Genomic DNA, 19,124 nt, shown 5'->3' with positions numbered 1-19,124 from the left:
CGGCTGTCCATGCACAGGGGATAACGGCAAGGCCCATGCGGTCTTGCCGTTATCATTCTGAAATCTTTCGTGCATTTTTCCGTCATACAAACGACGCCCGCGCGTAACGACCCGCCCCTAATGCCTCGCCGCGAAGGGGCGGCATCGGGACTGCCCCGCACAAGGGGTATTCCATGTCGCACCGCATTCGCGTTCGTCGCAGCCGCCTCGTGGCCGCGCTGTTTGCCGTCACCTCGCTTTCCACGCCCGCCTTCGCAGGCACGCTCGTCGGCAGCGTCGTCGACGCTGGCGGCGTTCGCGGTCTGCAGGGTGCCGAGGTGGAACTCGTTGAACTTGGCCGTCGGACGTCGGCAGCGGCGGACGGCAGCTTCCGGTTCGCGGACGTGCCCTCGGGCAGCTACACGCTGCGCGCCGTCTATGCGGGTGCGGACGAAAGCCGCACCTCGGTCAGCATCACTGAAGACGGTACAACGCGCACGGACATCGCGCTCAGCGCGGGCGACGACAGCCTCATCCTCGTCATCGGCCAGCAGGCGAACCTCGGCAGTGCGATCTCTCGCCAGCGTGCGGCGGACGGCGTCGCTTCCGTGCTCACGCGTGACGCGGTCGGCCAGTTCCCCGATCAGAACGTCGCGGAATCGCTGCGCCGCCTGCCCGGCGTCAACATCCTCAACGATCAGGGCGAGGGCCGCTTCGTTTCGATCCGCGGCCTCGATCCCGAGCTGAATTCCTCTTCGCTGAACGGTGTCCGCCTGCCTGCACCGGAATCGGACGTGCGCTCCGTCGCGCTCGACGTGATCTCCAGCGATCTCATCGAATCGATCGAGGTGAAGAAGTCGCTGACGCCGGACATGGACGGCGACACGATCGGCGCTTCGATCGAGATCAACACGACGAGCGCGTTCGCGCGCAAGAAGGATCTGCTGAAGCTGAGCGCGGAAGGCAGCTACAACGATCTCACCGATCATCTCTCGCCCAAGGGCGCGATCGATTTCTCGACGAAGCTCAGCGACAATATCGGCGTCGCCGGCGGCATTTCTTATTACAAGCGCAAGTTCGCGACCGACAACATGGAGATGGACGGCTGGGACGAGGACGACGGGACCGTCTATGCCGACACGGTCGAATACCGCGACTATGATGTGGAGCGCGAACGCATTTCGGCCTCGCTCTCGTTTGATTTCAAGGCGGGCGAAAGCACCACGCTTTACGTGCGCGGTCTCTACAGCCAGTTCGACGATCAGGAATATCGCCGTCGCCTGATATTCGAGATGGATGAAGCCCCCGCGGAGGGTTCGGATACGACGGCGACATTCCTCTCCGATGACGGTGAGATCAGCGTGCAGCGCGATCTCAAGGACCGCTTCGAATCGCAGAAGATTCGCTCCCTGACACTCGGCGGCGAGACGGAAACAGGGCCTTGGAAACTCGTCTATTCGGCGAGCTGGGCGAAATCGAGCGAGCGCGAAAACGGCTCGATCGACCCTGTTGTGTTCGAACGCAAGTTCGAAGACGAAGGCGAATTCGGTGTCCAGTTCGACTACAGCAAGCCCATGTTCACCGGCTACACGGTCACTGCCGGAAACGATCTTTTCCTCGATCCCACCGAGTATGAATTCGACAAGGTGGAGCGTACGACGCTCAGCGATTCTCAGGACGAGGAATACGCCCTGAAAGCGGATGTCTCGCACGTGTTCGCACTCGGCACCGGCGAGTTCACCATGCAGGGCGGCGCCAAGGCCCGCTGGCGCGAGAAATTTTACAACGGCACATTCGATATCTACGACGGCTTCGACAGCGAAGACGATCTGACGCTCGCTGATTTCCTGGGCGCGCAGGATTATGGTCTCGCCGTCATCGATCCCGTGCTCGCGAAGACATCCTTCCGCAAATTCTGGAACGACAGTCAGGATCTGTTCGAACTCGATCCATTCGACACTGCGGCGGCATCTGCTGAATCCGATTACAGCGTCGACGAGGATATTCTCGCCGCCTACCTGCTCGGCCGTTGGGACAGCGCTACGCTTCGCGTCATCGGCGGTGTGCGCATGGAGCGCACGAAGAACCGCATCACCGGCAACATCGTCACGCTTGTCGAGGAAGGCGGCGAATTCGGCGGCGAACCGGTTGAGGACGACACGGTTTTCGTCACCTCGCAGACGTTCGATCGCAGCTACACCGACTGGCTGCCCAGCCTCACGATCCGCTACGAGCCGGTGCGCAATCTCGTGCTGCGCGCGGCGGGCTACAAGAATCTCGTGCGCCCGAAGCTTTCGAAACTCGCGCCGCGCGCGATGATCGAGGACAACGAAGGCGAATTCGGCAATCCCGATCTGAAGCCCTACCGCGCCTGGAACGCCGATCTCTCGGTCGAATATTATTTCGGCCGCAACGCCGCCGTGTCGGCGGGCGTCTTCTACAAGGACATCAAGGATTACATCGTCGACTATACCGAGGATGACGTCCTCTATAACGGCGTGCTGCTCGACTCCGCGACGACCTCGATCAACGGCAAGACGGCGAAGATCCGCGGTTTCGAATTCAGCTACAATCAGGCCTTCGATTTCCTGCCCGCGCCGTTCGACGGTCTGCTCGCGCAGTTCAACTACACGTACACGGACGCCGAAGGCACGGTGCCGAACGACGGCGATCTTGGCGATCTGCGCAAAGTCGGCCTCCCCGCATCGGCGAAGCACACGTTCAACGCCGTGCTCGGCTACGAGAAGGGGCCGCTCAGCCTTCGTGTGGCGGGCACCTACCGCGACAAGTATCTCGACGAACTGGGCGACGCGCCGGAAGAGGATCGCTACGTCGCAAAGCACTTCCAGCTCGATCTCAGCGCGAAGTACCAGATCACCGATAATTTCCAGCTGTTCGGCGAATGGGTGAACGTTACGGATGAACCCTATTTCGCCTATCAGAACTTCGGCGGCTCGCGGCGTCTGCTGCAGTACGAGGAGTATAGCTGGACCGCGAAGTTCGGTGTGAAGGCCACGTTCTGATCCCGCGTCTGATGATGGGCGTGCGCGGCAATGTCGCGCACGCCGTCAGCTTGTCGTCAGCCTCGGGCCGATAAGGAACGCGTCATGTTACGAACGGCTATTTTCTCACTGTTGCTCGCAGCGGCAGCCACGCCCGCGCTCGCTGAAGCGCAGGTCGCGATCCCGCGTTCGCCCGGCCTTCCCTATGCGGCAAAGTCGCTTCCCGATCGCATCGTGCTCACCGCGGGTGCGGACCCCTCGCGTGAGATGGCGGTCGCCTTCCGCACCGATACGGCGCAGGCCACGGCTGAAGCCGAGATCGCGCCCGCGATCGATGGTCCGAGCCTCGCGGCGCGCGCCGTCCGCGTGCTCGGCACAAGTTCGCCGATCGAAAACGAAAACGACAAGGCGCTCTATCATCAGGTGCGCTTCACCGGGCTCGAACCGGGCCGCGCCTATGTGTACCGGGTCAAGGGCAGCGCGGGTTGGAGCGAATGGCTGCAATTCCGCACGGCAAGTGCCGACGTGCGGCCTTTCCGCTTCCTCTATTTCGGCGACACGCAGAACAATATCCTCAGCATCGCCTCGCGCGTGATCCGGCAGGCGTTCCACGCGACGGCGGCGCCTGCGCTCGTCGTCCACGCGGGCGATCTCGTCGCGCAGCGCGACAATCTTGCGCACGACGACGAGTGGGGAGAATGGACGCAGGCGGGCGGCTATAATTACAGCATCGTTCCGCAGCTTCCCGCGACCGGCAATCACGAATATCTCGACAACGAACTTCCGGACGGCACGGAGCAATATGTGCTCGGGCCGCATTGGCCGCGCCAGTTCGCACTGCCTGCGAACGGCGCCGATGCCGCGAAGGCGACGACATACTTCGTCGATTATCAGGGCGTGCGTTTCATAATCCTTGATGGCACCGCTGCGCTCGAACTTGGCGCACTCGAAAGCCAGACGCTCTGGCTCGACAGCACGCTTGCGGCGAGCCCCGCGCGCTGGAACGTCGTGCTGTTCCACCAGCCGATCTTCACCTGCGCGCGGCCGAACGACACCGCGAAACTGAAGGCGGCGTGGAAGCCGGTATTCGAAGCGCGCAAGGTCGATCTCGTGCTCCAGGGCCACGACCATTGCTACAGCCGCCTCACCGCCGAAGGCGGCAAGACCGCGTCGGCGAAAGCGCGCGCCGACGGCAAGGTGCAGGGGCCCGTGTATCTCGTCTCCGTCACCGGCTCGAAGATGTACGGGCTCAACGATCGTGCGAATACACAGCCCGATCGCGTCGCGGAGGACACCGAACTCTACCAGGTCGTTGATGTGGCGGGGGACCGCCTGCAGTTCCGCACCTTCACCGCCTCGGGCCGTCTCTACGACGGCTTCGACCTCATCCGCCATGCGGATGGCAACCGCCTCGTCGAAATCGCCGAGGCCTCGGGCCCTGTGCGCCGCTGCGCAGGACAGGCGGGCCCGGACGGCATACCCTGCACGGCCGACCCCAAGGACTGATCGATGAAGATACTGACCGCCCTCCCCCTTGTTCTGCTCGCCGCGTGCGCCGCGCCGGAGATCGAACTGCCGCAGGGTACCGCTGCGCGGGGTGATCCCGCGAAGGCCGTGCCTGCCGCCGTCGAGACCGTCGTCACCACCGACCCCGCCGTCGACGCAGACGATCCCGCGCTCTGGGCCGATCCGCGCGATCCCTCGCGCGCCGTGCTGTTCGGCACGGACAAGACCGATGGCCTCTATGTTCACGACATGGACGGCAAGGTCCGCCAGTTCCTGCCCGATGGCCCGCTCAACAACGTCGACCTTCGCGCGGGCTTCACGGTGGAGGGCAAGGACTATGTCCTCGTCACTGCGACCGAGCGGAAGACTTTCACGGTCATCGCCTATCTCTTCGATCCGGACACGCTCGAAACGCGCCGCTACGGCGTGCTGCCGCTCGGCATGGGCGAACCCTACGGCTATTGCATGGGCAAGCTCGGCGGCGATTTCTATCTGATCCCGAACAACAAGGCGGGCGAGATCCGCGCGCTTCGCCTCGCGAACGGCGCACCGCTCGAAACGGCGAAACTCGCCTACAGCTTCAAGGTCGGCAGCCAGCCCGAAGGCTGTGTCGTCGACGATGAAACCGGCCGGCTTTATCTCGGCGAGGAAGACGTCGCGATCTGGCGCTTCGATCTCAACCCCGGCGCATCCGCCGACGGCATCAAGGTTGCCGCTGTCGACGGCGAACGCCTCACTGCCGATGTCGAGGGCATGTCGATCCTGCGGGATCGCAGCGTAAAATATCTGATCGCCTCCAGTCAGGGCGATGCCACCTACCCCGTCTGGCAGATCGAAGGCGACAGCTACACTTACAAGGGCCGCTTCGCCGTCGAGGGCGGCGCCATAGACAACGTCACCGGCACCGACGGCCTCGACGCGTGGAGCGGGCCCATCGGCCCCTTCCCCGAAGGCGCGATCGCGATGCACGACACTGACGACGGCGGCGAGCAGCAGAATTTCAAGATCGTCGACTGGCGCGCGGTGCGCCGGGCGCTGTCGCTGCCCTGACAGGCCACCGTTCGCCGCAGGGCTGCGCGCTCCTGTCGCGCCGGGTCTTGCATCCATTTCGCTTGCAGTGCGTTCGCGGCAACGCAATGAAAACACGGATGAACCTTGATCGCGCCCGCTGGTCGCGCCGGGACGCGCTCGCCGGCCTTGCCGCGCTCGGCCTCCTGCCCGCGCTCCCGGCGCTTGCCGCGCCCCGTCTCGGTCGCGCGGAAGCCTTTTCGTGGGAGGCGCTGAAGCGGCAGGCGATGGCGCTGTCGGAGCGGCCGTTCGTACCGCTTCCCCGCGTGGAGGCTGCCGCTGCCGTCGACTATGATGCGCTCAACAGTATCCGTTACCGCGATTCCGCCGCGCTCTGGCCGGATCGGCCCGGGCAATCGGTACGCCTGTTCCCGCTCGGCAAATATGCCCGCGAACCCATCGCGATCCATCTCGTGGAGAGCGGACGTGCCCGTGCGCTTTCCTACTCACCCGATCTCTACGAAATGCCGAAGGACAGCCCCGCCCGCGCGCTCACGCCCGAGAACGGCGGCTTCGCCGGCTTCCGTGTGATGAACCCCGGCAATGTCGGGGACTGGCTCGCCTTCCAGGGCGCCTCTTATTTCCGCACCGCCGGGCCGCTTCACCAATACGGCCTTTCCGCACGCGGTCTCGCCATCGACACCGGCCTTTCGACGCCCGAAGAGTTCCCTGTCTTCCGCGCCTTCTGGCTGGAACCGGGCGAGGACGCCTTCACCGTCTACGCCCTCCTTGATGGCCCGCGTGTCGCGGGCGCCTACCGCTTCGTGAACCGCGTGATCGAAAACGAAATCGTGCAGGAGGTGACGCTCTCCATCCGCCTGCGCGGCGATGTCGAGCGTCTCGGTTTCGCGCCGATGACGAGCATGTACTGGTACGGCGAGACCGAGCCCGGGCCGCGCCGCGACTGGCGGCCGGAAATCCACGATTCCGATGGGCTCCTCATCGCCAACGGTGCGGGCGAACGGCTCTGGCGTCCCCTCGTCAATCCGCCGCGCACGGCGCTCAACGCCTTCCTCGATCGCAACCCGCGCGGCTTCGGCCTGATGCAGCGCGACCGGAATTACGACAATTACGAGGACGACGGTGTCTTCTATCACAAGCGCCCGTCGCTCTGGGCCGAGCCGATCGGTGACTGGGGCGAAGGCACCGTCGATCTGGTCGAGATTCCCACGCAAGGCGAGACGGACGACAACATCGCCGCCTTCTGGCAGCCGAAGGCTCCGGCGCGCGCGGGTATGCGCTACGATCTCGCCTATCGCCTCCGCTGGCTCGGCGGCGAGCCCGACGCCGCGCCGCTCGCACGCGTCATCGGCACTTACCGCGGCCTCGGCGGCAGGCCGGGCCACCCGGCGCAGGAAGATGTCATCAAGCTCGTCGTCGATTTCGAAGGCGAAGCCCTGAAAGGCCGCGCGCGGGGAGACGTGGCGGCCGAGGTCGCCACGAACGGCAAGATCCTGATGCAGGCCGCTTATCCGGTTGCCGAGCGTCCCGATCGCTGGCGGCTGATGATCGATGTCGAGGCTCGAAACGGGTCGGCAACGGACCTGCGCGGGGCGCTCGTCTGCTGCGGTGCACAACTCACCGAAACGTGGCTGTATCAATTGCCTATGATCGGGAACGGATGAACTCGGCGCGCATTTGCTGACGGACCGGTTGACGCTGCAGATCAAGACAGCGGGCCGGAAGTGTAACCAGGGTCGATACTGAAATTATGCGTCACGAAGTCCTGCTGTCTGAAGGCGTGTCCGGAGGCTACGACACAGTTTCCTACAATACGCTGCACCGGCGTGCCGAAGGGCTTCCGCTCGAAGCGCCGCTCGCCATGCCGCTGCAGGATTGGAGCACATGCGATCCCGCACCGCTCCGTTCCGAAACCGCGCCGCAGGGCATTGCGCTCCGCCGTTTTTTGCTGATTGCCGCAACATTGCTCATCGCGCTCGCGGGCGGCGGCGAAATGGCGCGCGCCGCGGCGCCGGGCGGCTTCGCGCTTGGTGAGCTGCTGCTCGTTGCGCTGTTCGTGCCGCTGTTCGCGTGGATAGGCTTCGGCTTCCTGACCGCGCTTGCGGGTTTCGTGCGCCTGCTCGTCGGCGCGCGCGATTTCGATCTCGTGGTGGAAACCGCACCCGAAGGGCGCACCGCCATCCTCGTCCCCGTCTACAACGAAGACGTCTCCGCCGTTTTCGGCCGCATCCGTGCGATGGCGCGTTCGCTGGCCCGCGAAGGGCGCGCGCGCGATTTCGATATCTTCGTGCTCAGCGATTCCAATGCCGAAAACGGCCGCGCCGAATATGCCGCTTTCCTCTCGCTCCGCCCCACGCTCGCCCCGGGCCTCTACTATCGCCGCCGCGAGCAGAATATCGAGCGCAAGCCCGGCAACATAGCCGATTGGGTGCGCCGGTTCGGCGGCGGATACGATTACATGCTCGTGCTCGATGCCGACAGCCTGATGGACGGCCGCACGATGGCGCGCATGGCCGCGACGATGGACGCCAATCCCGGCGTTGGTCTCATCCAGACTGTGCCGGACGTCGTCAATGCCCGCACGCTCTTCGCGCGCTGGCAGCAATTCTCAGGCCGTCTTTACGGCCCGGTGGCGACGGCGGGCATGATCTGGTGGTCGGGCAGCGAGGCGACCTTCTGGGGCCACAACGCGATTCTGCGCACGCGCGCCTTTGCCGAAAGCTGCGGCCTCGCCGCGCTTCCCGGCGCCGCGCCGTTCGGCGGCGCGATCATGAGCCACGACATGGTCGAAGCGGCGCTGCTCCGCCGCCGCGGCTGGGCGGTGCACATGGTCGCCGCGCCCGGCAGCACGGAGGAGTTTCCGCCCAGCATCGTCGATTTCGCGAAGCGGGACCGGCGCTGGTGCCAGGGCAATCTGCAGCACCTGCGCATCCTCGGCAGCGGGGGCTTCCACTGGGTGAACCGGCTGCAGCTCTTGATGGGTGGGTCGGCGTATTTCACCTCGCCGCTGTGGCTGCTGCTCATCGTCGCGGGCGTCGTGCACCATGTCACGCTTGGAGGGGGCGGTGCCGCTGTGCCCGCCCCATGGCTGCTCGGCTTCACGCTGGCGTTGCTGTTCGGTCCCAAGCTGCTCGGGCTCGTCTGGACGCTGATCGATCGCCGACGCCGCGCCGCGCTCGGCGGTGTGCGGCGGATCGCGGCGGGCATTTTTGTCGATGTGCCGCTCTCGGCGCTCGTCGCCCCGCTGATGATGCTCACGCAGACACTGAGCCTTGCCGATATCCTCGTGGGTCGCAGCAGTGGCTGGTCGCCGCAGCGCCGGGAGACGGACGGCATCGCCCTTGCCGAGGCACTGCGCCACTATCGCCCACATGTGCTGCTCGGCGCCGCCATGCTGGCGTTCGCGGCGGCCGGTATGGGATCGTCGCTGTGGCTGCTGCCCGTCGCCATCGGCCTCGTGCTCAGCCCGTGGCTCGAGATGCTGACTGCCCGCCAGTCCGCTGTACCTGCGCTCTTCCGCGTTGCCGACAGGCCGGTACTGGCCGCGTCGGCTAGCGCCCCTGTTCCGCTTCGCGCTCCGCCGTCGGCCTTGGCCGCGTAACCACGAACAGTGCAGAGGCGGTCAGCCCCGCCGCTGCAAGGCCGCGCCACAGTGGCGAAGGGTTCCCGGTCAGGTGGAAAACCGCATATCCGAAGGCCATGCCCGTGCACGCCGCGATCTTGGCGCGCGTGCTGATCGCGCCTTCGCGCCGCCATGCGATCACCGGCGGGCCCAGCTTTGGATGGGCCAGGATCTTGGCCTCCAGCCGCTCTGAAGACCGTCCGAAGAAATAGGCTGCGATGATGATGAAGATCGTCGTTGGCAGCAGCGGCAGGAACGCCCCGATGATGCCGAGCGCCAGCGACAGGAAGCCGAGCGCAAGGTAAAGGTGGCGAGTCATGCCCCGGTTATGGCTGGGCATGGCGTCTTCGTCGATACGCTATCGCCAATCATTCGCGCCCGGTTGAGGCTTGACCCGAGGACATGCCTTATGATTTAGTTATTTCGCTAATAGACAAACGAGGCTTCGTGAACGCGGTTTTCGACGCATTGGCGCATCCCATCCGCCGGCAGGTTCTGGAGATGCTGAAGGCGGGCGGCAAGTCCGCCGGAGAGCTCGCCGATGCGTTTCCGGTGTCGAAGCCCACCATGTCCGCGCACTTCGCGAAGTTGAAATCGGCGGGGCTCATTCAGGGCGAAAGCCGCGGCGGTAGCATCATCTACACGCTCAACCTGTCGGCGCTCGAAGAGGTCGTGATGGCCTTCATGGGCCGGGTCGGGGTCGGCGAAACGAAAGAAGGAACAGCGGAATGCGCGAGCACGCACTGATCGTCATCTCGTGGGTCACCGTCGCGGTCCTCGCCGCGATTGCAACGCTCGCGCTCGCGCTGCTCCCTGAAGGTGAGCAGATCCCGATCCACTGGAATATCGCGGGAGAGGCTGACCGGCATGGCGATCCAGCGTTCGCACTGTTCGCGCCGGTGGTGCTGTGCGCCGTGCTGTCGCTGGTCTTTGCCGTTCTGCCGCGCCTCGAACCGCTCCAGAATCGCATGGAAGGCAGCGCCGCGCTCTACCGTGCTGGCTGGATCGGCCTTCTCGGCATCATGATCATGGTGGAGCTTCTGGTCGCCGCCCCGGCCTTCGGCTGGACCATACCGATCATGCTGCCGCTCGTGGGCGTGGGCCTGCTGCTGATTTACGTTGGAAATGTTCTGCCGAAATCGCGCCCCGGCTTCTTCGTGGGCATCCGCACACCGTGGGCGCTGCTCGATACGGACAATTGGATCGCCACGCATCGCTTCGGCGCGTGGACCACGATGGCAGGCGGCCTGGCGCTGCTCCTCGCGGGGCTGCTTCCGCTCACGCCAGAGGAACGCGGCGCGCTGGTCATAGGCGCGCTGCTCGTCAGCACGCTCCCGCCCGTCTTCTACTCCTGGTTCCTCTGGCACCGCCGCACGGGACGCTGACGAAGAAAATTGAGGGAAGGCCGGCACAAAGTCCGGCCTTCCCTTTGTCGTCAGAGCTTGATGGCGACCGTCGCGCGGACACCGTGGTCCTGGCCGTGGTCGCCGAGGTTGCCGGTGTAGCGCGTGCTGAGCGTAAGGCGCGACGTCGCGCGCCAGTCGAACCCGGCTTCGGCCTGCACGCTGTCCTTCGAAAGCGGCGTGCCTTCGATGCGGAAGGCGGTGCCGCCCGCGGCGAACTGCAGATCCGAAGTCACGTCCACATCGCGGAGCGCGTGTTCCCAGCCAAGCTGTACGCGGCCGACAATGGGTGCGCCCGCATCGCCGATCGTTGCCCGGAGGCCGAGCGAGGACCAGCTGTAGCTGCGGCGGCGGCCGTCGCCTTCAAGCGCGGCGGTGCCGCCGGTTTCGGCGAAGTCCTTGTCCTTCAGCCACAGGCCATTGATGCCTGCGAACGGCTCGACCGAACCCTTGCCGAGCGGCAGCGTGTAGCCGATCTCGCCGAACAGCTGCACGGCCGATCCGCCATAGCTCGCCGTCAGCTCCTCGCTGAAGCTGCGGAAGTCGACGTTGCGCGTCGTATCGGTGTCGAGGTCGGCATAGCTGGCGCCGGCACGCAGCGTCAGCGCGCCGAAGGCGGCGCTGCCGTAGACCGCGCCGTAGAGGCTTTGCGTCTCCGCCTTCGATCCGCGCGCGCTCAGCGTCACGTCCGCTTCCGTCGTGCCGCCCGCGATGCCGATTTTCACGCTGTCGCCGACATTGGCCTCGATGCCGAGCAGCAGCGTGTAGCCGGAGCTGTTCACGTCGGCCGCATTGCCGTTGCCGTCGCGGTCGATCCAGTTGCCGCCGGCTTCGGACCACAGCACGATATTGCGGCCCTCGGTGGTTGCCGCCGCGCCCTGCGAGCGGCCGAGCAGCGACCGGCGCAACTGCGCCGCGCCTTCGGACGCGATCGAAAGGCTCGATGCGTGGATCTCGCCCGAGAAGGCATCAAGACCGCGACCAGCCTCGGCTGTCGAGGCGCCGACGAGCGCCGCATAGACAGCGCTTGCCGGGCTGAACGCGTCGTCGATGGCGGTGCCCGTAGCGATCTGGTTCGGGGTCGTGCCCACACCCGCAAAGGTGATGTCGTTGCGGGTGAGCGTGAGCGTAACGGCGTTCGGGCCGTAGCTCAGCGTCGGCGTCAGGAAGGCGAGGTTGCTCGTCACGTCCTCGAACGTTCCGGTCACGCCGCCGCCCGCGGTCACGATCTCGTACTCTGTCTGCGGCAGGTAGTCGCCGTCTTCCGCCAGCACCGCGATGGTGCCGCCTTCGATCGTCGCCGTGCTGGTGGCCACGATCAGGTCGGTATTGCCGGCGGCATCGACTTCCACCTCGTAGGTGGAGCCGGCTTCGAAGATCACAAAGGTCGCCGAAGTCAGCTCGCCGATCGAATTGCCCGGCGCGGCGGTCGCGCCGGTGCGCACGATGAGCCCGCCGACGGTGCCGTTGCCGCCGATGCTGGCCCCGTTCCGCACGTCGACGTCGGACGCGGCGAGGGAGCCGTTGACCGCAAGGCGGCCTGCGCCGACCGTTGTCGTGCCGCTGAAGGTGCTGGTTCCCGTCAGGTTCAGCGTGCCCGCACCCGATTTGGTGAGAGCGCCGTTCCCTGAAATGACGCCTGCGAACGTACCGTTTGCAGCCTGGTCGAAGACGAGCGCGGCGTTGTTCACGATGCCGCCTTGCAGGCTCGCGGTGTTGGCGACGAGCGTCCCGCCCGTGATGGTGGTGCCGCCGGCATAGCTGTTCGCGCCGGTCAGCGTGAGCGTTCCGGTACCATCCTTGGTGAGGCTGCCCGAGCCGGAGATGTCGTCGGCAAACGTGCCGTTCGTCGCCTGATCGAAGACAAGCGCGGCGTTGTTCACGATGTCGCCCTGCAGGCTTGTCGTGGTGCCGACGAGCGTGCCCTCGCTGACCGTGGTGCCGCCCGAATACGTATTGGCACCCGTCAGCACGAGCGTGCCCGCGCCCGCCTTGGTGAGCCCGCCCGAACCGGAGATCACGCCCGTAAAGGCGGCGTTGTTGCCGTCCGTATCGATCGTGCCGTCATTGTCGGTGATGCTGAGATCGACGCCGTAGCTGCCCGGCGCATCCACAAGCAGCGTGCCGCCGTCGATCACGGGATTGACGTCGCCGTTGATGAGGTCGGTCGTTGTGCTGGTGCCCGTGATGTTCTGCCCGATCGCTGAACTGATATCGGTGCCGAAGATATAGGAATAATCGAAGGTGATCGTGCCGCCGGTCAAAAGATCGCCGAGGTCGAAGCCGAGGCCGATGGTGTTGTCGCCGTCGCCCTCGTCCGTGCCGCTGAGATAGGAGGCGGTATCGGTCGTCCAGTAGGTGACGGCCGAATTGTGCGTGTAGCTGCTGTTGGTGTAGAGGCCGATCACGTACTTCGAAACGAGCGCCTCGGCATAGACGAGATCATTCGCGGAAACCGCGCCGTTCCCGCGGAAGTTGTTGGTCACGCTCGAATCGCCCGGCGCTGCGACCGCATCGGGATCGAGCTGGCGCGAGAAGGTGATGTCGGTAAGGTCGCTGAGTGCCGTGATCGTGGTGCGAATCTTCAGCTGCTGATCGCCCTCGTCGAAATAATAATCGTGGGTGATCGTGAACAGGCCGCCCGCCGTTCCCGTCCACACCGCGCGCTGATCGTAGGTCGCGCCGTTGAAGGCGACGCCGCTGTAATCGGTCAGCGTACCGCCGGTGATGTCGAAGATGCCCATGTTGTTGTTGACGAGCGTGAAGGTCGAACCGCCGTTGCCCGCAACGACGAAGCCTTCAAACGGCGTGCCCGGCGTCAGGTAATCATAGGCGTCGTTAAAGGTGCCCGTGCCCGTGCCGTCATAAAGAATACCAGGGGAGGTGTTGCCGGAGTACCCCAGCGTGCCGCCGTCGTTAAGACCGATCTTCATGTAATCGCCGCTCAGCACGAGCGAGGCGGCGAGCGCAGGCGATGCCGCCAGCAGGGCAATCGCTGCGCCTGAATAGAGCGCGGCCTTGCGAGACAGGGTTGCAATATTCAGCAGTTTCATCGCGTTTTCTATCCTTCGTTGGACTGGGGAAAGTGTCGCCCGCCAGCGGTAAGTCCCGATGATTAAAAAGGGATTTACGATAAGCTGGACTGCTTCCGGTTCGGTCTTGACTCTTTTCCGCCGGAGAAACGATACTGGAACAAATAGTGAACAATATGTCCGATTCGCCATCTTCTCTTGCCGATCTGCGTGGCATCGTGGCCGATATGGAGGGCCGTGCGTACGGGCGCGGGGTAGGTATCGTTACTGGCCATGCCGGCCTCGATGGAGCGGGCCTGGTGCGCGGGCGACTGCACGAGGTGTTCGGAGAAGACGGCAGCGGATCGGCCGCGGGGTTCGCGGCGCTGATGACGTTCCTCACGGCGGAAGGCGCACCCGTCGTCTGGCTGCGGACGGATGCCGCCGCGCGGCGGGCGCCGCTGTATGCGCCGGGGTTCGTGGAGCTCGGCATCGATCCGGCCGCGTGCATCGTCGCACACGCGCCGGACGAGGCGGCACTCATTGCGGCGGCGGTGGATGCGCTGCGTGTCGGCGCACTCGGCGCGGTGATCGCGGAAAGCGTGGGCCGCACGCGCGTGTTCGGGCTCACCGGCACGCGCAAGCTGACACTCGCGGCCGAAGCCTCGGGTGTGCCGCTGTTCCTGCTGCGGATCGATGCCGAGCCCGCGCCGAGCGCGGCGGAAACCCGCTGGCGTGTGAGCGCGGCACCGTCCCGCGCGTTGGCGGCGGATGCGCCGGGCCACCCGGCGTTCGATGTGGAATTGCTGCGCCGCCGTGCCGGCCCCGCCGGCATGTTCTGGCGCGTGGAGTGGGATCGTGACGCACGTGTCTTTCGTGAAGCGCCGCTATCTGGCGCTGTGGTTCCCGTGGCTCCCCGCGGAGCGGCTGGCGCGCGCCGGGCGCACAGGGTCGCCTGAACGCCCGCTCGTCATCGCAGAGCCGGTGAAGGGCGCGCTGCGCCTCGCCGCTGCCGATCGCCATGCCGAAGCGCTCGGGCTCCTGCCCGGCCTGCCGCTCGCCGATGCCCGCGCGCGCGTGTCGGCGCTTTTGGTTGCGGACCACGATCCGGAAGCCGACCGGCGCTTGCTCGAACGGCTCGCGGACATCTGCATCCGCTACACACCAATGGTGGCGCTGGATCTGCCGGACACGCTCATCCTCGATATCGCGGGCGCCGCGCATCTCTTCGGCGGGGAGGACGGCCTGGTGCGCGCCGCGCGCCTGCGGCTCCGGCGTCACGGTTTCACCGTGCGCAACGCCTTCGCGGACACGCCCGACGCGGCGCGGGCTCTCGCGCAGTTCGGGGCGGCGTCCGTCGCGGCGCTTCCGGTCGCGGTGCTGCGCCTGGGGGAGGAGCGCGAGACGGCGCTGCGTCGCGCCGGGCTCCATACCGTGGGGGATATCGCCTGCCGTCCGCTCGCTGGGCTCGCCGCGCGTTTCGGGGCGCAGGCGGCGACGGCGGTGCGCCGCATGGTCGGCGATGCGGAAAGCCCTTTCGTGCCGCGCCGCGTGCTGCCGCCGGTCGAGGTCGAGCGCCGCTTTCCGGAGCCGGTCGCGCGTACCGATTATGTGCTCGGCGTGCTTGCCGATCTGCTCGCCGAGGCGTGCCGGATGCTGGAGGCGCGCGGGGAAGGCGGCCGCCGCTTCGAAGCGGTGTTCTTCCGTGCCGACGGCAAGGAACAGGCGGTCGGCGTCGAAACCAGCACCCCCGTCCGCCACCCCACGCCGGTCGTGACGCTGTTCACACACAGCCTCGCGCGCCTCGAAGACCCGCTCGATCCCGGCTTCGGTTTCGATGCCGTGTGCCTTGCCGTGCCGGTCACGGAGCCGCTTGCCCCCGGTCAGCCCGATCTCGACCGCGCCCCGCCCCCCGGCCCCGCGCTCGATGCGCTCGTCGATCGCCTTGCCGCCCGGCTCGGGCCGGAGCGTCTGCTGCGCTTTCATCCGCGGGAAAGCCACATCCCGGAGCGCGCCGCCCGGCTTCGTCCCGGAAGCCCCTTCGGTTCATGGCCCGCCCCGCCCCCGAACGAACCCCCGCTGCGCCCGCTTTCGCTCCTCCGTCCGCCGCGTCTGCTTTCGCATGTCGTCGCGGATGTGCCCGATGGGCCGCCCCGGCGCTTTCGCCTTGGTGTCACTTTCCTCACCATCGTGCGTGCTGAAGGGCCGGAGCGCATCGCCGCCGAATGGTGGCGGCGTCCAGGTCTCACGCGCGATTACTACCGTGTCGAGGACGAAACCGGTCGACGTCTCTGGATATTCCGCCACGGCCTCTATGGCCGCGAGGAGGTGAACCCGCGCTGGTATCTGCACGGCCTGTTCGCATGAGCGTCGCCTTCGCCGAGATGGTCGCAGCGACCAACTACTCCTTCCTGCGCGGCGCCTCACACCCGGCGGAGATGGTCGCGGCGGCGATGTCGCTCGGTCATGCCGGCATCGGCATCGCGGATCGCAATAGCGTCGCCGGCGTGGTGCGCGCGTGGGCGTCGCTGAAAGATGCCGGCGCGGAATCGCTGCCGTTCAAGCTTGCGGTCGGTGCCCGCCTCGTCTTCGCGGACGGAACGCCCGACATCGTCGCCTATCCCGAAACCCGCCACGGCTGGGGGCGCCTCACGCGCCTGCTGACGCTCGGCAACCGCCGCGCCGAGAAGGGCGATTGCATCCTCACTCTGCGCGATCTCCTCGATCATCGCGAGGATCTACTCTTCATCGTGATGGCGGACGACACGCACGAGCTCGCACTCCGCCATATCGAAACCGCTTCGCCCGGCAATGTCTGGCTCGGCGCCGCGATGCCGCGCGCAGGAAGCGACCGCCGCCGTCTCGCGCGGCTGATGACGCTCGCGGCGCGTGCCAAGGTGCCGCTCCTCGCCACCAACGATGCGCTCTACGCTACCCCCGCCGCGCGGCCGCTGCACGACATCCTCACCTGCATCCGCGAGAAAACGACGATCCATGCCGCAGGCGGCCGCCTCGCCGCCAATGCAGAGCGCCACCTGAAACCGCCCGCGGAAATGGCGCGCCTGTTCCGCGATTGCCCGGAGGCGGTGGCGGAAAGCGTGCAGCTTCTGAAGCGCGTGCAATTCTCGCTCGACGAGCTGAAATACCAGTACCCGCACGAACCCGTCCCCGAAGGCTGGACTCCGCAGGGCTGGCTCGAACATCTGGTGATGACCGCGGCGCACGCGAAGCATCCGGACGGGATCCCGCCGAAGATGCAGGCAATCCTCGACGAGGAATTCGGTCTCATCCGCAAACGCAACTACGCCTATTACTTCCTCACCGTCCACGACATCGTGAACTTCGCGCGCTCGCAGGAGCCGCCGATCCTCTGCCAGGGTCGCGGCTCTGCGGCGAATTCCCTCGTCTGCTATCTGCTCGGCATCACAGCAGTCGATCCGGTGAAGGAAAACCTGCTCTTCTCGCGCTTCCTCTCGGAGGAACGCGGCGAGCCGCCCGACATCGACGTCGATTTCGAGCACGAACGCCGCGAGGAGGTGATGCAGTACGTCTACGAACGCTACGGCCGCGAGCGCGCAGGCATCACCGCCACCGTCATCCACTACCGCGCCCGCAGCACACTGCGCGAGGTCGGCAAGGCGCTCGGCATCAGCGAGGATGTAACGGCGCGCCTCTCCTCCACCGTCTGGGGCAGCTACGGCGGCATGGAGGACCGGCGCTATGAAGAGGCCGGGTTCGATGGCGACAATCCGGAGATCGTCCGCCTCCGCGATCTCGTCGGCCAGCTTCTCGAATTCCCGCGCCATCTCTCGCAGCATGTCGGCGGCTATGTGCTCACCGAAGGCCGCCTCGACGAGATGGTGCCGATCCACAACGCCGCGATGGAAAACCGTACCTTCATCGAATGGGACAAGGACGATATCGATGCGCTCGGCCTCATGAAGGTCGATGTGCTCGCGCTCGGGATGCTCACCTGCATCCGCAAGAGCTTCGATCTGATGCGCGCGCACGGCCTCGGCGATTTCGAACTCGCCACGGTTCCGAAGGAGGATTCCGCCACCTACGACATGCTCTGCAAGGGCGACAGCATCGGCGTGTTCCAGGTGGAAAGCCGCGCGCAGATCAACATGCTGCCGCGTCTCAGGCCCCGCAAGTTCTACGACCTCGTCATCCAGGTCGCGATCGTCCGCCCCGGTCCGATCGAGGGCGACATGGTGCATCCCTATCTGCGGCGGCGGAACGGCGAGGAGGCGATCGACCTGCCTTCGCCCGCGCCGCCGCACGATCCCGATGAACTGAAAGACGTCCTCGAAAAGACCTTCGGTGTGCCGCTGTTTCAGGAGCAGGCGATGAAGCTCGCCATCGTCGCCGCCGATTTCACGTCTGACGAGGCGAACGGTCTGCGCCGCGCGATGGCGACATTCCGCAACGTCGGCACCATCCATCATTTCCGCGAAAAGATGATCGGCGGCATGACGTCACGCGGCTACACGCAGGATTTCGCCGAACGCTGCTTCAAACAGATCGAGGGCTTCGGCAGCTACGGCTTTCCCGAAAGCCACGCTCAGTCCTTCGCGAAGCTCGTCTACGTCTCGGCGTGGATCAAATGCCATCACCCGGCGGTGTTCACCTGCGCACTCCTCAATTCGCAGCCGATGGGGTTCTACGCTCCCGCCCAGCTCGTGCGAGACGCGCGCGAGCACGGCGTCCAAGTGCGCGCCGCCGATATCAACGCAAGCGATTGGGACAGCAGCCTGGAAGCCCGCGCCGACGGCAGTCTCGCACTCCGCCTCGGCCTCCGCCAGATCGACGGCTTCCGCGAGGATTGGGCGACCGCCATGACTGCGGCGCGCGCGCAGGGCGCTTTCGTCTCGGTGGAAACGCTCGCCCGCCGTGCCGCATTGCCTCAGCGCGCCCTGAAACTGCTCGCCGATGCCGATGCGTTTCGCTCCATCGGTATCGATCGCCGCGCCGCCCTGTGGGAAGCGCGCCGGATGCCGCAGGATGAATTGCCGCTGTTCGCCGCCGCCGGCGCGCGCGAACTCGGCGACGAGCCCGATGCCGCGCTCCCCGCGATGCCGCTCTCCGAGCATGTCGCCACCGATTATCAGGTGACGCGCCTGTCGCTGAAAGCGCACCCGATGCAGTTCCTGCGCAGCGTATTCCGCGCCGAGGGCGTCCTCACCTGCGCCGAAACTGCGGCGGCGCGGAACGGCGCGCGCGTGCGCACGGCGGGCGTCGTGCTGATCCGCCAGCGCCCCGGCAAGGGCAACGCGATCTTCATCACGCTGGAGGACGAAACCGGCATCACCAACGCGCTTCTATGGGCGCGCCTGTTCGAGCCCTATCGCCGCGCCGTCATGTCCGCGCGGGTGATGGTGATCGAAGGCGAAGTGCAGAAAAGCCGCGAGGGCGTCGTCCACCTGATGGCCTCGAAGGTCATCGATCGCAGCGACGAACTCGCCCGCCTCTCCGAAGCCGCCGCCATGCCGGTGCGCCGCAGCCGGGGGCATCCGCGCAACGTGCGCATCCTCCCCGGCTCGCGGGATTTCCACTAAGGTCTAGGGTCGAT

At 66.0% G+C, this 19,124-nt stretch carries 12 protein-coding genes; 10 read left to right on the top strand and 2 right to left on the bottom strand.

Annotated elements, in window-relative coordinates; genetic code table 11:
* Positions 1-173 precede the first annotated feature (173 nt).
* The 5 genes from ACE3TJ_RS10000 to mdoH all read left to right on the top strand — a co-directional run bounded on the left by ACE3TJ_RS10000 (position 174) and on the right by mdoH (position 9,117).
* Positions 174-3,002 (top strand): TonB-dependent receptor, encoded by a 2,829-nt coding sequence (locus tag ACE3TJ_RS10000; RefSeq protein WP_374595954.1) that lies wholly within the window; start codon positions 174-176, stop codon positions 3,000-3,002.
* Positions 3,003-3,086: 84 nt separating this feature from the next.
* Positions 3,087-4,487: a fibronectin type III domain-containing protein gene (locus ACE3TJ_RS09995; RefSeq protein WP_374595953.1), complete on the top strand. Its 1,401-nt coding sequence runs from the start codon at positions 3,087-3,089 to the stop codon at positions 4,485-4,487.
* A gap of 3 nt (positions 4,488-4,490) precedes the next feature.
* The gene (locus ACE3TJ_RS09990) at positions 4,491-5,537 is read left to right on the top strand and encodes a phytase (RefSeq protein ID WP_374595952.1); all 1,047 of its coding nucleotides are present in this window, start codon (positions 4,491-4,493) and stop codon (positions 5,535-5,537) included.
* 98 nt (positions 5,538-5,635) lie between these two features.
* Complete coding sequence (locus ACE3TJ_RS09985) at positions 5,636-7,180, top strand: glucan biosynthesis protein (protein WP_374595951.1); 1,545 nt, start codon at positions 5,636-5,638, stop codon at positions 7,178-7,180.
* A gap of 86 nt (positions 7,181-7,266) precedes the next feature.
* On the top strand, positions 7,267-9,117 hold the full coding sequence (gene mdoH, locus ACE3TJ_RS09980; protein ID WP_374595950.1) for a glucans biosynthesis glucosyltransferase MdoH: 1,851 nt from the start codon (positions 7,267-7,269) through the stop codon (positions 9,115-9,117).
* Here mdoH and ACE3TJ_RS09975 read toward each other — a convergent pair.
* Complete coding sequence (locus tag ACE3TJ_RS09975; protein WP_374595949.1) at positions 9,068-9,457, bottom strand: YbaN family protein; 390 nt, start codon at positions 9,455-9,457, stop codon at positions 9,068-9,070. The genes mdoH and ACE3TJ_RS09975 overlap by 50 nt on opposite strands.
* A gap of 128 nt (positions 9,458-9,585) precedes the next feature.
* Here ACE3TJ_RS09975 and ACE3TJ_RS09970 point away from each other — a divergent pair, with 128 nt between their 5' ends.
* Positions 9,586-9,885: a metalloregulator ArsR/SmtB family transcription factor gene (locus ACE3TJ_RS09970; protein WP_374595948.1), complete on the top strand. Its 300-nt coding sequence runs from the start codon at positions 9,586-9,588 to the stop codon at positions 9,883-9,885.
* Complete coding sequence (locus tag ACE3TJ_RS09965) at positions 9,867-10,523, top strand: SdpI family protein (RefSeq protein ID WP_374595947.1); 657 nt, start codon at positions 9,867-9,869, stop codon at positions 10,521-10,523. Before ACE3TJ_RS09970 ends, ACE3TJ_RS09965 begins: the two co-directional genes overlap by 19 nt.
* Positions 10,524-10,573: 50 nt before the next feature.
* Here ACE3TJ_RS09965 and ACE3TJ_RS09960 read toward each other — a convergent pair whose 3' ends face one another.
* Positions 10,574-13,594, bottom strand: coding sequence for an autotransporter domain-containing protein (locus ACE3TJ_RS09960; protein WP_374595946.1), 3,021 nt, complete (start codon positions 13,592-13,594; stop codon positions 10,574-10,576).
* Between the two features lie 155 nt (positions 13,595-13,749).
* Here ACE3TJ_RS09960 and ACE3TJ_RS09955 point away from each other — a divergent pair, with 155 nt between their 5' ends.
* From ACE3TJ_RS09955 to ACE3TJ_RS09945, 3 genes are read left to right on the top strand one after another with little or no spacing between them, the layout of a single operon-like run.
* Positions 13,750-14,511, top strand: coding sequence for an ImuA family protein (locus ACE3TJ_RS09955; protein ID WP_374595945.1), 762 nt, complete (start codon positions 13,750-13,752; stop codon positions 14,509-14,511).
* Positions 14,411-15,919 carry a DNA polymerase Y family protein gene (locus tag ACE3TJ_RS09950; RefSeq protein ID WP_374595944.1) on the top strand — a complete coding sequence of 503 codons (1,509 nt, stop codon included), beginning with the start codon at positions 14,411-14,413 and terminating at the stop codon, positions 15,917-15,919. The genes ACE3TJ_RS09955 and ACE3TJ_RS09950 overlap by 101 nt, the downstream gene beginning before the upstream one ends.
* A complete protein-coding gene (locus ACE3TJ_RS09945; RefSeq protein ID WP_374595943.1) occupies positions 15,916-19,110 on the top strand; it encodes an error-prone DNA polymerase in 3,195 nt (1,064 codons plus the stop codon). The genes ACE3TJ_RS09950 and ACE3TJ_RS09945 overlap by 4 nt, the downstream gene beginning before the upstream one ends.
* Positions 19,111-19,124 lie beyond the last annotated feature (14 nt).

Origin of the sequence: Sphingosinicella sp. (assembly GCF_041916975.1) — a bacterium.
In the GTDB taxonomy this organism is placed as follows: domain Bacteria; phylum Pseudomonadota; class Alphaproteobacteria; order Sphingomonadales; family Sphingomonadaceae; genus Sphingosinicella.
The sequence above is the reverse complement of the archived record's forward strand: the minus strand, read 5'-3'. Positions and strand labels throughout refer to the sequence as shown.

Bases quoted from the DNA above. Each gene is read 5' to 3' on its own strand.
- ACE3TJ_RS10000 (WP_374595954.1), top strand. From the start codon at position 174: ATGTCGCACCGCATTCGCGTTCGTCGCAGCCGCCTCGTGGCCGCGCTG.
- ACE3TJ_RS09965 (WP_374595947.1), top strand. From the start codon at position 9,867: ATGCGCGAGCACGCACTGATCGTCATCTCGTGGGTCACCGTCGCGGTC.
- mdoH (WP_374595950.1), top strand. From the start codon at position 7,267: ATGCGTCACGAAGTCCTGCTGTCTGAAGGCGTGTCCGGAGGCTACGAC.
- ACE3TJ_RS09975 (WP_374595949.1), bottom strand. From the start codon at position 9,457: ATGACTCGCCACCTTTACCTTGCGCTCGGCTTCCTGTCGCTGGCGCTC.
- ACE3TJ_RS09985 (WP_374595951.1), top strand. From the start codon at position 5,636: ATGAACCTTGATCGCGCCCGCTGGTCGCGCCGGGACGCGCTCGCCGGC.
- ACE3TJ_RS09990 (WP_374595952.1), top strand. From the start codon at position 4,491: ATGAAGATACTGACCGCCCTCCCCCTTGTTCTGCTCGCCGCGTGCGCC.
- ACE3TJ_RS09955 (WP_374595945.1), top strand. From the start codon at position 13,750: ATGTCCGATTCGCCATCTTCTCTTGCCGATCTGCGTGGCATCGTGGCC.
- ACE3TJ_RS09995 (WP_374595953.1), top strand. From the start codon at position 3,087: ATGTTACGAACGGCTATTTTCTCACTGTTGCTCGCAGCGGCAGCCACG.
- ACE3TJ_RS09945 (WP_374595943.1), top strand. From the start codon at position 15,916: ATGAGCGTCGCCTTCGCCGAGATGGTCGCAGCGACCAACTACTCCTTC.
- ACE3TJ_RS09960 (WP_374595946.1), bottom strand. From the start codon at position 13,594: ATGAAACTGCTGAATATTGCAACCCTGTCTCGCAAGGCCGCGCTCTAT.